Genomic DNA, 12,496 nt, shown 5'->3' on the forward strand with positions numbered 1-12,496 from the left:
CATTGAGCGTATGCTCGCCTGTGCCATGGGGAACAGGTTATTTGTCTCGGTGATATGACTGACCACGGCGGCGTGGTCATTTCCGCCCTTGATAATTACAACATCAACGATCGCCCGGTGGCGACTGAAGGGGATTCAGTCTCCTGTCCGAAATGCTAAGGGGTCTTTCAGATTGTTTCAGGTTCTTCACTGATGGCCTTTCAGGGTAAAAAAATCGCCCTGGAGGGAATGAAAACCACCTGTGGTACCACACTGGTTGCATCGCAGTCTGTCATGACATCTGAGTAAATGACGGGATATTGAGACAGAAAAATGAATGGAATATTATTCGGAGGTCACCCGAATTTTGTTGAATGGCTATTTCAAATGTTATTTGACTTATTATGGTCTGGTTATAAAAAAACATAAATTTTCTGTTTCTGAAAAATATTTACCCGGAGATCCCTCGTTACTCTGTGTTCAGAATCCTTAAACACACAGGTCTTATTTAAAAGACCTGTCAATGTTCAGGGATATCCCCCATGTCAAAACTCACCAAACACCTCACCACTCTCGCCCGGCAGGGCGGCGGCAGTTTTAAAACAGTGGCTATCCGGATGAGTCAGTTATTACATATTCGTCTGTGTGATGTAAATCTGGAAGAGCGTTGGATCGATCTGAGTGCGGACGGGTCGAAAAATCACAATGAGCACCGGGTGCCGGTTGTTACGGCGCTGTATCCGTCACTGGAATATCTGCTGAAACGGGCAGAAGAAGAGGGCATGGAGCCGGAGCATCAGCTGTTTAATGTGGGTTGGTTCGACCCAAGACGTAAACGTAAGTATCCGGAGGTAATGGATGAGAGACCGCTGAGAGCGTTCTTCCGGCGTTTATCCCGTGAGTGCCGGTTTACCGTCACACCACACCGGTTCAGACACACCGTTGCCACTCATATGATGAAATCACCGGAGCGTAATCTGTACGTGGTGAAGCGCCTGCTGGGGCACGTCAGCCTGGCGTCTACGATGGAATATATTGATGAAAGTGTTGACGGACTACGGAATATATTGGAAACAGAGCTGATGTAGCCCTTAAAGGAGGAATGAACAGACTAAGTTTGACTTTAACGGAGAAGATCTGTAAATATCACACGCATAAAAAAACAGACTTGCTCGAACAAGTCTGTTTTCTTCGGAGCTTTTAAATAAACACAGGTAATAACTTATATCGTGCTTATCTGCTCTTTTTCGCACCTGTCAGGATAACATCATGTTTAACTGACAAGCCGGTTCTGAATTAATTGGTGCCCGGACGCGGAATCGAACCACGGACACGGGGATTTTCAATCCCCTGCTCTACCGACTGAGCTATCCGGGCAACGGGACGTATTAAACCTGATTCTGTTCCGGGCGTCAATCCTATTTCACTAAAACTGTGTCAAGTGACGGTTTTTTCTGCGATTTATTTAATTTTTAATCAAATACACCTGTTTTCTCTGCGGACAGGAAATTCCCGTCCGCAGAAATAATTAACGGCGATAACCTTTCTGCAGATCGTTTACTTTGCGCAGATAGTTACGGGACTCACCGGACGGGTGTTTTGTTGTCAGTGTTTCATACACTTTGCCCGGTTCCATGCCGCTGATGATGCGGGCAGCCTGTTTTTTATCACTGTGGAATACACGTAATACACTGCCCGCGCCGCCGTTGTAGGCGGTGATAACGGCATAACGTCGTGAGGTCGGGTTGCTTATCTCGCCAAGATACGTATTTTGCAGGATAGCCAGATAGGCAGTCCCGGTATCGATATTACTTGCCGGATCAAACAGATAGTTTCTGTTCGGTACACCGGAACGACCTTGTGATTTAAACACATCACGTCCGGCGGTATTCGGCATGATCTGCATCAGACCCAGCGCATCAGAACGGCTGACGGCATATGGGTTAAAACTGGATTCAGTCTGCATAATGGCGAGAATCAGTGATTCTTCCACACCATATTTAGCGGATGCCTGACGGATAAACGGCAGGTATTTGTGCGCGCGTTGATCCAGATGGTTTGGTACCAGTTTCAGTGTGATGTAGCTTATCATCTGCGAACCGGACTGGCGGCGCTGTAATTTGTTGGTGACAAGGTAATCGGCAAATTTGGTGGCACGCCATTCCCAGCGGACCGGCTGACCTTCATTGTCCAGTACCTGACCAAACAGGAATGGTTCTTTACTGATAGTGACGTCATTGGCATCGGAATAAAGGTCAACCGATCCCGGGTCTTCGCCCATCAGTAATGTGCTGATAATCGCCCGGCGAAGATGTGCTTCTGCCTCTGTCCCGGCAATAGTTTCAATGGTTACTGTACCCGCATCAAAGTTAATGTGGGAGCGGGTTTGATATTGGTCGGTATATTTGACGTAATCTTTTGGCCCGGCAATCAGAACCTCTTTCATTCCCCAGATATTTTCTATGTTATGGGCGAACTGCCCCATCAAAATATCAAATCCGTTTGTATCTTTAACATACTCCGGACGGTAATCCGTCTGGTCTTGCGAACCGGTGCAGGAAGCCAGCAGCGGTGCAATAATCATCAGCGTAACAATTTTTTTCATGGGTATAAATACGATGAAGTCCGGGTTCAGAAACAATATCAGAGCCGGCGGGGGCTCTGATATCAGGATTATTTTTCAGGCGGTGTGTAGCCTTCAATATGAATATCATGACCTTCAAACAGGAAATTGACCATTTCCTGTTCAAGCAGTTTGCGATCATCAGGATTCATGGTGCTGAGTTTTTTCTCATTGATAAGCATGGTCTGTTTTGACATCCACTGTTGCCAGGCTTCTTTGGAGATCTCATTGAAAATACGTTTGCCTAATTCTCCCGGATAAAGCTGAAAGTCCTGACCATCGGCATCGCGCTGAAGAAAGGTGCAAAAAATAGTTCGGCTCATGTAATGTCCTTAAAAATTGGGTATTTACCCGATTTGCTTTAGCAGGTTTTCCACCGGTGCGGCAAGGCCGATTGCCGGTGGATTTCGGCTGTTATACCAAATCCCGTCGCTGCCGTCCCGGATTGCTGTGCGATCAGTGATGCTTGTGGCAACGGGAACAATATCCAGATGAAAATGACTGAATGTATGGCGAAATGCAATCAGTTGCTGCAGCGGAGCATGGCGGATATGCTGCTGCGCCAGCCATTCATGCAGGGCATCTTCGGTTTCAAACTGCGGAAAACTGTATAACCCGCCCCAGATCCCTTTCGCAGGGCGTTTTTCCAGCCAAATCTCATTATCTTGTTGCATGATAAGAAAATAAGCTGTTTTTTCCGGAATGGATTTTTTCGGTTTTTTGCCCGGCCAGGCGGTCGGATTATGCTGTGCATAGGCGATACAGCCACTTTGCAGCGGACATAAATCACATTTTGGCTTGCTGCGGGTGCAGACCATTGCGCCCAAATCCATCATCGCCTGATTAAAATACTGCACACCGTCTGCCGGTGTGACACGGGTTGAAATATCCCACAGCCGGTTCTCGACGTCTTTTTTGCCCGGCCAGCCGTCAACGGCATAGCAACGCGCCAGCACCCGCTTGACATTGCCGTCCAGAATCGGGAAATGCTGGTTTTGTGATAATGATAAAATTGCACCCGCTGTTGAGCGTCCGACACCCGGGAGGGCAACAACATCCTCAAATGTGACCGGAAACTGCCCGCCAAACTCAGTGGCGATAGTTTGCGCTGCTTTATGTAAGTTGCGGGCGCGGGCATAATAACCCAGACCGGTCCACAGGTGCAGTACTTCATCAGTAGGTGCTGCGGCTAAATCTGTTATCGCCGGAAAGCGGGCAATAAAGCGGTTAAAATACGGGATAACCGTTGCAACCTGGGTCTGTTGCAGCATCACCTCAGAGAGCCAGACATGATAAGGACTTTTTTCCTGCTGCCAGGGCAGTGTTTTTCTGCCGTAGCGGTGATACCACGTCAGAACTGATTGCGAAAATTGCAGTGCATCCATTTGAATATAATTATTGAATAATTTTAATTGCTGGGATTCCAGCACACTGTTTTGCGACTGTAAACCAACTTTTACCGGAAATTGTGCAAAAGGCATGATTAACCGGTGCGAAGTGTGCTGTCTCTTGCTAAACTTGGCGCACTTTTCGCGTGTCTGCCGTACGGGAAATATCTCCCTGCCGGACACGTTATGATGTATTTTTGCCGGAACACTGACAGCAAACCTTATGATGAACAATGTAATTTCGCCTGAATTTGATGAAGACGGCAGAGCTATGCGCCGGGTCCGCAGCTTTGTGCGCCGTCAGGGGCGTCTGACTAAACGTCAGGAAGATGCAATGACTCAATTATGGCCTTCCGTGGGGGTGGATTTCACACCGGAACTGCTGGATTTCACTGTACTGTTCGGGCGCGATGCGCCGGTCACCCTTGAAATCGGCTTTGGCATGGGAACATCGCTGGTCGAAATGGCGAGACAAAATCCGGAAAAAAACTATCTGGGTATTGAAGTTCACAGGCCGGGTGTGGGGGCGTGTCTGGCTGATGCTCAGGACGCCGGTGTAACCAACCTGCGCGTTATGTGCCATGATGCCATCGAAGTCCTGGATAAAATGATCCCGGACAACAGCCTGCATATGGTGCAGCTGTTTTTCCCTGATCCATGGCATAAGTCCCGTCATAATAAACGACGTATTGTTCAGTTGCCGTTTGCGGAAAAACTGCGCGGAAAACTGGCTCAGGGTGGTATTTTTCATATGGCGACCGACTGGCAGCCGTATGCAAAACACATGCTTGAGGTAATGACTCAGGCGCCGGGCTATGGCAATATCTCGGCAACACAGGATTATGTACCGCGCCCGGATACCCGGCCGGTTACCAAGTTTGAAAAACGCGGCCATCGCTTAGGGCATGGTGTCTGGGATCTGATGTTTGAGAGGATGAAATAATGGCAATACAACGCAGTCGTCGTTTACGGAAAAAAATGCACATCGGTGAGTTCCGCGAACTGGGTTTCTCTTTTAAGTGGGATTTCCCGGAAGGAACAGATATCAATGTTGTCGACAGCACTGTTGATGCACTGATCGCTGAAGTGATTGAGCCGAATGGTCTGGCACTGGACGCAAGCGGTTATATGAGCTGGGAAGGTCTGGCTTGTCTGGAAAAAATTGGTGAATGTACCGATGAACACCGCAAAATGGTCGGTGACTGGCTGAAAAACAAAGGTATGCAGAACATTCAGATGTCTGAATTGTTCGATATCTGGTGGGATTGAGATTAATTATTTACCACGCTAATTATTATAAGGGCACCTAATTTGGTGCCCTTATCTCTCTTTGGCATCCGGCTTTACGGGGCGCCGTGCTTCTGGAGTAACAACCGTGACCACACACTTTAGCCATGAATTACTGGATGATATTTTACACCGTGTCCGTCCTCTTATCGGCACGGGAAAAGTGGCGGATTATATTCCTGCACTGGCAGAGGTATCACCTCTCCAGTTGGGAATCGCGGTCTGTACTGTGGGCGGTGAGATGTTTACTGCCGGTGATGCTTATCAGCGGTTTTCCATACAATCCATTTCTAAAGTGCTTAGTCTGACTCTGGCAATGACGCGCTATAACGAATCCGAAATCTGGACACGTGTCGGCAAAGAACCATCCGGTCTGCCGTTTAATTCGCTGGTTCTGCTTGAGATGGAAAAAGGGATCCCGCGTAATCCGTTTATTAATGCAGGCGCCATTATTGTCGCTGATATGCTTCAGTCACGATTGAGTGCACCGCGCCAGCGGATGCTGGACTTTGTCCGCAAACTGACCGGCAATGATGATATCTCTTATGACCTGCGGGTTGCCCGTTCAGAGCTGGAGCATGGCAGCCGCAATGCGGCAATTGCGTTTCTGATGAAGTCGTTCGGTAATTTTGAAAATAATGTACTGACCGTGCTGGAAAATTATTTTCACTATTGCGCACTGTCGATGAACTGTGCTGAACTGGCGACCTGTTTTGCGTATCTGGCGAATGGCGGTCATGCACCGGGTGTGAGTGACGCTATCATTACGCCGCTTCAGTCTCGCCAGATTAACGCGCTGATGCTGACCTGCGGCATGTATGACGGATCAGGTGAATTTGCCTTCCGCATCGGGATGCCGGGAAAATCCGGGGTTGGTGGCGGGATAGTGTGTGTGGTGCCGAATGAGTTTTCTGTGGTGGTCTGGTCACCGGAACTTGATGGCTCAGGGAACTCTTTGGCAGGTTGCGCTGCCTTAGAGATGTTATCTGCAAAAATCGGGCGTTCCATTTTCTGAACCCAGCCGGGTTCAGCGTCCGCCGTCTGAGAATCAGGAGTATTTATGTTACGCAAATGGATCGCTATTCTGAGCCTGGGGGCTGCTTCACTGGCTTCAGCGGAAGGTTATCAGTGCAGTGTTACCCCGAAAGATGATTTGGTTATCACGCCGTCTTATGTTCAGGTCACCGGAAAGAGCGGGGAGATGAAAATCACCCCTGACGGGCAAATTACCCGTGACGGAAAACCGCTGACACTGAGCAGTACACAAAGCCGTGATGCAAAGCGTTATCAGGCAGGCGTGCGTCAGGATGTGCCGTGGATAAAACAGCAGGCGGTCACCCGGATAGCAAAATCGGGCCAGGCACTGGATAAAGTATTAATTAAAGAAATGGGCTCTGACAGCCGGTTGCGCAGCCATCTGCCACAGCTGGAAAATGACCTGAATAAACAGATCAACCGGATAATTGAAACCCGCCCGGATGGGTATGCATTTCATCATCTGGCAATAAAAGAAGTTGAGCTGGAAGGACGTGCGGAGATCCAGCAGCGCATGGGCGGTATGTTGCAGGATGCGATTAACGAAATCGCCCGCAAACAGTTACTGGCAGGTCTGAGTGGAGGAAAACAGGGGGCTGGTGCGGCACTTTCCGGACTGGACGGATTACAGAAATCCTTACAGCAGGCAGTGCATGAACAGGAAGATGAGTTTAAACAGTTCAGCCGACAGGTGTGCGGAAAAGTGACCACCCTGGAGCAGCAACGTATTCAACTGATTAATTCCCTTAAATAAAATAAGGTTACCGGTGTGTTATGCACCGGTAACTCTTTTTTTAGCCGATCAGTATCAAATTAATGATAATTGTTATGATAATGATTCTTATTTGATTGACTTGTTTGTTCTTCTCCCTAGAATGAATTGCGACATTAAACGCATTTAATCAGGCAGGAACATGAAAAAAATCATTCCGTTAGTATTAATCCCTTTTCTGAGTTTTGTTTGTGCATCCGCACAGGCAGAGACTTCACCGCAGTATACGCCTAATCACATTACCGCCGTTGCGGGCAAAACGCCTCTGCTGACCATTGAACATCAGTCAGGAAAAACAGAGGTTGTACGCAAACCTGCGCGTGTGGTGCTGTTCGATTTTGGTGTGTATGACACCATGAAACAGCTTGGTCTGGCGGACAATGTTGCCGGGCTGCCGCTGAGTAATCTGCCTGAGTATCTGAAAGGGCAGGTAAACAGTAACGTGGTTGATGCGGGCGGAATGAAAACGCCGGATCTTGCTAAAATTGCAGAACTGAAGCCGGATCTGATTGTGATAACCGGGCGTCAGGGCAAATCGTTTGATGAGCTGAGTAAAATCGCACCAACAGTAAACCTGGGAACCGGTGGTGATGATTATCTGAAATCGGCGCAAGCGAATATTGCGTTGATCGGTCAGCTTTATGATATTGATAATAAAACCGCTGAAGCGCTGGCAGCACTGAACAAAACTGTTGTTCAGGCGCAGGAAAAAGCGGCAAAATCCGGTAAAAAAGTGCTGGTCATGCTGCACAATGACGGAAAATTATTCCCGAATAAACAACCGGTTGTCTATCAGGTTGTTAAAGCCGCAGGCGTAGAAATCCCGGTTGATGAAAATGCTGAAAAAGGTAAACGAGTGCTGCTGACGCCGGACGTGGTGGCAGAACTGAATCCGGATGTGATCCTTGTGATTGACCGCAGCGCGGCAATTGGGGCACAGGCGTGGGATAAAGCGGCATTTGAGACTGATGGCGTGAAAAAAACCAACGCGTATAAAGACGGAAAAATTATCGTGTTACAGCCGGACCTCTGGTATCTCTCCGGTGGCGGGCTGGACAGTCTGAACCGTCAGGTGCAGGAAGTGGCAGGCGCACTGTAATACCCTTATTCATTCAAACTGCAGGTGCGTTGGCCGCACTCAGCCAGCCGGGTCACATACTTGTGTATGCTCCCCGTCTGTCTTCCCTTGCCGCCTTCCTGCATCCTGAATGACGTTGGGTATAGTGACATAAAGCTGTGGTATAAAAAGCCCGGTGGTTATGTGAATAGCTACCGGGCTTTCTTTTTTATAAGCGGTTATAAAAAACGCTCAAGTAAGGTATTGAGGAATAACTTCCCGTGTTCGGTGATTTGCCAGTGGGTATCCGTTTCCAGGATCTCACCTGCCGCCAGCGCTGCATCAAGCTGCGGGCGGATCACGGATTCCGGCAGACCGGTGTAGTCTGTAAAATCACTGCGCGGCATTGTTTCCAGCAGCCGGAAGCGGTTCATAAAGAACTCAAACGGACGATCGTCCTGCTCCACGTCATGCTGTTTATCCATATAGCGCCCGCCCATATAACCGCGCGGGTGCTTGGTTTTCACTGTCCGCAGAATACGTCCGTCGTCAAATGAAACCTTACCGTGTGCGCCGCAGCCGATACCCAGATAATCCCCGAAACGCCAGTAATTGAGATTGTGCTGACACTGAAAGCCCGGCTTGGCATAAGCGGAGGTTTCATACTGCACATAGCCTGCCTGTGTCAGTAACTGATGTCCCTGAGAGAAAATATCCCACAGCAGATCGTCATCCGGCAGAACCGGCGGGCGCGAGCCGAAGCCGGTGTTCGGTTCAATCGTCAGCTGATACCAGGACAGGTGCGGCGGGGATAATTCAATTGCCTGGCGCAGGTCGTTCAGGGCTTCATCCAGAGTCTGATCCGGCAGACCGTGCATCAGATCGAGGTTAAAGCTGCGAAGCCCGAGTGTTTCTGCCAGCCGTGCCGCCCGTTTGGCTTCACCGGCATCATGAATACGACCGAGGCGGATAAGTTTGTCATCGCCGAAGCTCTGTACGCCAATCGAAATCCGGTTGATACCGGCACGCTGATAGCCACTGAAGCGATCCGCTTCCACCGTGCCCGGATTGGCTTCCATCGTCACTTCTGCATCTGCGGCAACAGGGATCCGCGCACGTACGCCGTCCATCAGGTTTTGCATTGCTTCTGCGCTCAGCAGGCTGGGTGTGCCGCCGCCGATAAAAATAGTGCGGATCTCCCGCTCCGGTACCAGAGGCAGGTCAGCATCTAAATCTGCCAGCAGGTGTGCCACATAATCATCATGCGGCACCTCGCCTTTGAGCGCGTGAGAGTTGAAATCGCAGTACGGACACTTCTGAACACACCACGGAATATGGATATACAGACTGAGCGGAGGGAGCTTATCCATTGCGCAGAGCTTCCAGAAGCAGTGTCAGCGCATGTCCGCGGTGAGATATTGCCTGTTTCTCTTCCGGGCGTAATTGTGCTGCTGTTTTGTTCAGTTCCGGTAACCAGAAAACCGGGTCATAACCAAAACCGCCGTCGCCCTGAGCCTGTTCCGCGATCATCCCGTGCCAGCGTCCGTGACAAATAATAGGTGTCGGGTCAGATTCATGGCGCATATATACCAGCACACAGTTAAACTGCGCCTGACGTTGCTCTGCAGGAACACCGTCAAGGGCATTCAGCAATTTCGCCATATTGGCACCGTCATTGCCATCTTGTCCGGCATAGCGGGCAGAGTAAATTCCCGGCGCACCGCCGAGATAATCCACCGAAATGCCGGAATCGTCGGCGATCGCCGGCAAACCTGTTACTTTTGCGGCATAACGGGCTTTGATAATGGCATTTTCAACAAAGGTCAGCCCGGTTTCTTCAACAGAGCCCACTCCCAGTTCAGTCTGCGCAACGACATCCATACCGACAGCCGCCAGTAATGACGCCATTTCGCGCACTTTTCCGGCATTTCCGGTCGCTAAAACAATTTTCCGGCTCATATCACAACCTGATCAGAGAAGTACCCACTGAACGATATCGCTGTAGAGATAGTTCAGTGCATAAAGAATAAAAATAACAATCATTGCGGAGAAATCAATGCCGCCCATCGGCGGGATAATACGGCGGAATGGTGCCATCAGCGGCTCTGTCAGTTGCATCAGAACATAATCCACCGGGTTGCGTCCCTGGCTGAACCAGCTTAATAATGCGCGTCCCAGAATGACCCAGAAGACCGTCATACCGGCAAGGTAGATAAGGTTAAAGAGAGCCAGCAGCAGCATCAGTGCGCCGAGCTGTCCCTGCATTCCCATCAGAAGCCACGGAAAGAGGGTTTTCAGCAAAATTGCGATGTAAGCAACCACCACGGAAGCCGTATCAATCGGCCCGACTGACGGGAGAATACGGCGCAGCGGACGGACAACCGGCTGGGTTGCTTTTACAACAAACTGGGCAAACGGGTTGTAGAAATCCGCTCTGACCCATTGCATCCAGACACGCAACAGTAAAATAGTGGCGTAAACGTGCAGGAACGTGGTAACAATAAAATTCAGCGTTTGCATCGGTGAAGTCCTTGGAAAAAACAAAATAACGGGTTCGTGATAAAACGGATCGGCAATAATCAGCGTCAGGATACAGGATGATTACGACACGGAATAGTTACGTGCACCGAAAATTGCAGTTCCGATGCGAACCATTGTGGATCCGCAGGTGATCGCGGCGTCCATATCATCCGTCATACCCATCGATAATGTATCAATCTGCGGATACTGCGCCTGTAATTCATGAAATGCCGCTTCCATCTGACGGAAGACCGCACATTGCCGTGCCGGGTCAGATTCCGGCGCCGGAATTGCCATCAATCCGCGCAGGCGGATGTTTGGCAGGGCGGAAACCTGTTCAGCCAGTGCCGGAAGCTCCGCTAAGGTTATTCCGGATTTGCTGTTTTCATCGCTGATATTTATCTGAATCAGTACATTCAGCGGCGCTTTGTCCGGCGGGCGCTGGTCACTCAGTCGCTGTGCGATTTTTAACCGGTCAACCGTGTGGCACCAGTCAAAATGCTCTGCGACCGAGCGACTTTTATTAGACTGCAACGGACCGATAAAGTGCCATTCAAGATCCGTATTTCCGGCGAAATATTCAATTTTTTCAACGCCTTCCTGCACATAATTCTCACCAAAGCATAATTGTCCTGCATTTATCGCTTCTTCGAGCGCGCTCACAGGTTTGGTTTTACTGACGGCAAGTAAGGTGATTGTCTGTGGATCACGCCCGCATTTTTGTGCTGTGGCGGTTATCCGTTCTCTGATTTCTGTCAGATTGTCTTTAATTAGTTTCATGATGATCCGGGAGATAACCTAATGAATATGGATAATTTAATCGGCCTTAGTGTAAAGCATAATGCATCCGATCTGCACCTTTGTGTGAATCAGGTGCCGGTTTTACGGGTTGATGGTCAGCTTTTTTCACAAACGCACTGTGCGGTTGTGACAGAAGATGCATTACATTGCTGGGTAAAGACCACCCTCGACGAGGCAAATTACCATAAATTGATGACAAATGGGCAGGCAGATCTTGCGTTGTGTATCCGTGATCAACCTTTACGGGCGAATATTTTTCAGGCGGGCGGGCATCTGAATGCCGCACTCCGACTGATTAGCCCCTGCGTTCCGACACTGGAAGATATCAGTGCGCCGCCGGTATTTTCTGACCTTATCACTAAGACAAACAGCGGGCTGATTTTAGTCACCGGTGCCACCGGCAGCGGAAAATCCAGCACGCTGGCGGCACTGATCAATCACCTTAACCAGCACTGCCGGCGGCATATTATTACCCTTGAGGATCCGGTTGAATTCCGCCATACCGGCAGGCAATCGCTTATCCGCCAGCGGGAGATCGGCCGCGACTGTGCGGATTATCAGCAGGCACTGAAAGCCGCACTGCGTCAGGACCCGGATGTGATTTTGCTGGGAGAACTGCGCGATGAAACCACTATCCGCCTGGCGCTGACAGCGGCGGAAACCGGACATCTGGTATTGAGCACATTGCATACCCGGGGTGCGATCGCGGCTGTTGAGCGGCTGACTGACGTTTTCAGCGGCACAGAGAAGGCGCGGGTATGCAGTCAACTGGCGGGCAGTCTGGTGGCGGTGCTGAGCCAGCATCTGACTGCAAAACAGGGCGGCGGGCGGTGTGCCTTGTTTGATGTACTGATTAATACCCCGGCGGTAGCCAGTCTGATCCGCGATGATAAATCATACCAGATAGCAACCCATCAGCAGACGGGCGCACAACTGGGGATGATGACAGAAGAGCAGTGTCTGCAATGGCGGCAGAGCCGGGGCGAGGTGCCCGGCGGAGCAGATTCAATACCGGCGTGGAGTGCGGGATAGCA

General features: G+C 50.0%; 14 protein-coding genes, 1 tRNA gene and 1 pseudogene. 8 read left to right on the forward strand and 8 right to left on the reverse strand.

All coding sequences use genetic code 11. The features are described from left to right. Positions 1 to 54: 54 nt before the first annotated feature. Both AYY17_RS13430 and AYY17_RS13435 read left to right on the forward strand, forming a co-directional pair. A pseudogene (locus AYY17_RS13430) lies at positions 55 to 288 on the forward strand (PAAR domain-containing protein). Between the two features lie 233 nt (positions 289 to 521). Beyond that, on the forward strand, positions 522 to 1,067 hold the full coding sequence (locus AYY17_RS13435) for a site-specific integrase (RefSeq protein WP_082981393.1): 546 nt from the start codon (positions 522 to 524) through the stop codon (positions 1,065 to 1,067). Positions 1,068 to 1,280: 213 nt separating this feature from the next. Here the strand turns inward: AYY17_RS13435 and AYY17_RS13440 are convergent. The 4 genes from AYY17_RS13440 to mutY form a co-directional block, all read right to left on the reverse strand. Further along, positions 1,281 to 1,356, reverse strand: a tRNA-Phe gene (locus AYY17_RS13440). 151 nt (positions 1,357 to 1,507) lie between these two features. Continuing rightward, on the reverse strand, positions 1,508 to 2,584 hold the full coding sequence (gene mltC, locus AYY17_RS13445) for a membrane-bound lytic murein transglycosylase MltC (RefSeq protein ID WP_067424392.1): 1,077 nt from the start codon (positions 2,582 to 2,584) through the stop codon (positions 1,508 to 1,510). 68 nt (positions 2,585 to 2,652) lie between these two features. Continuing rightward, positions 2,653 to 2,925 (reverse strand): oxidative damage protection protein, encoded by a 273-nt coding sequence (locus AYY17_RS13450; protein WP_067367570.1) that lies wholly within the window; start codon positions 2,923 to 2,925, stop codon positions 2,653 to 2,655. A 24-nt stretch (positions 2,926 to 2,949) separates the two neighbouring features. Next, on the reverse strand, positions 2,950 to 3,987 hold the full coding sequence (mutY, locus tag AYY17_RS13455) for an A/G-specific adenine glycosylase (RefSeq protein WP_067424498.1): 1,038 nt from the start codon (positions 3,985 to 3,987) through the stop codon (positions 2,950 to 2,952). Between the two features lie 226 nt (positions 3,988 to 4,213). Here mutY and trmB point away from each other — a divergent pair, with 226 nt between their 5' ends. The 5 genes from trmB (at position 4,214) to AYY17_RS13480 (ending at position 8,183) form a co-directional block, all read left to right on the forward strand. Then, complete coding sequence (gene trmB, locus AYY17_RS13460) at positions 4,214 to 4,933, forward strand: tRNA (guanosine(46)-N7)-methyltransferase TrmB (RefSeq protein WP_067424394.1); 720 nt, start codon at positions 4,214 to 4,216, stop codon at positions 4,931 to 4,933. Beyond that, the gene (locus AYY17_RS13465) at positions 4,933 to 5,259 is read left to right on the forward strand and encodes a YggL family protein (protein WP_067367567.1); all 327 of its coding nucleotides are present in this window, start codon (positions 4,933 to 4,935) and stop codon (positions 5,257 to 5,259) included. The genes trmB and AYY17_RS13465 overlap by 1 nt, the downstream gene beginning before the upstream one ends. A 106-nt stretch (positions 5,260 to 5,365) precedes the next feature. Continuing rightward, on the forward strand, positions 5,366 to 6,292 hold the full coding sequence (glsB, locus tag AYY17_RS13470) for a glutaminase B (RefSeq protein ID WP_067424396.1): 927 nt from the start codon (positions 5,366 to 5,368) through the stop codon (positions 6,290 to 6,292). A gap of 45 nt (positions 6,293 to 6,337) precedes the next feature. Further along, positions 6,338 to 7,066, forward strand: a complete 729-nt coding sequence (locus AYY17_RS13475) for a DUF2884 family protein (protein WP_067424398.1) — start codon at positions 6,338 to 6,340, stop codon at positions 7,064 to 7,066. A gap of 160 nt (positions 7,067 to 7,226) precedes the next feature. Further along, on the forward strand, positions 7,227 to 8,183 hold the full coding sequence (locus AYY17_RS13480) for a siderophore ABC transporter substrate-binding protein (protein WP_067424400.1): 957 nt from the start codon (positions 7,227 to 7,229) through the stop codon (positions 8,181 to 8,183). A 197-nt stretch (positions 8,184 to 8,380) separates the two neighbouring features. Here the strand turns inward: AYY17_RS13480 and hemW are convergent, their stop codons facing one another. The 4 genes from hemW to AYY17_RS13500 form a co-directional block, all read right to left on the reverse strand. Continuing rightward, positions 8,381 to 9,511: a radical SAM family heme chaperone HemW gene (gene hemW, locus AYY17_RS13485; protein WP_067424402.1), complete on the reverse strand. Its 1,131-nt coding sequence runs from the start codon at positions 9,509 to 9,511 to the stop codon at positions 8,381 to 8,383. After that, positions 9,504 to 10,100: an RdgB/HAM1 family non-canonical purine NTP pyrophosphatase gene (rdgB, locus tag AYY17_RS13490; RefSeq protein WP_067424404.1), complete on the reverse strand. Its 597-nt coding sequence runs from the start codon at positions 10,098 to 10,100 to the stop codon at positions 9,504 to 9,506. The genes hemW and rdgB overlap by 8 nt, the downstream gene beginning before the upstream one ends. A 12-nt stretch (positions 10,101 to 10,112) precedes the next feature. Continuing rightward, positions 10,113 to 10,661 (reverse strand): YggT family protein, encoded by a 549-nt coding sequence (locus tag AYY17_RS13495; RefSeq protein WP_067367549.1) that lies wholly within the window; start codon positions 10,659 to 10,661, stop codon positions 10,113 to 10,115. Between the two features lie 81 nt (positions 10,662 to 10,742). Next, entirely contained in the window at positions 10,743 to 11,441 is a 699-nt protein-coding gene (locus AYY17_RS13500) for a YggS family pyridoxal phosphate-dependent enzyme (protein ID WP_067424406.1), read from the reverse strand. Positions 11,442 to 11,462: 21 nt separating this feature from the next. Between AYY17_RS13500 and AYY17_RS13505 the strand changes: the two genes are divergently transcribed. Continuing rightward, positions 11,463 to 12,494: a type IV pilus twitching motility protein PilT gene (locus AYY17_RS13505; RefSeq protein ID WP_067424408.1), complete on the forward strand. Its 1,032-nt coding sequence runs from the start codon at positions 11,463 to 11,465 to the stop codon at positions 12,492 to 12,494. The last annotated feature ends 2 nt before the right edge of the window (positions 12,495 to 12,496 follow it).

It is taken from the genome of Morganella psychrotolerans (assembly GCF_001676055.1).
In the GTDB taxonomy this organism is placed as follows: Bacteria; Pseudomonadota; Gammaproteobacteria; order Enterobacterales; family Enterobacteriaceae; genus Morganella; species Morganella psychrotolerans_B.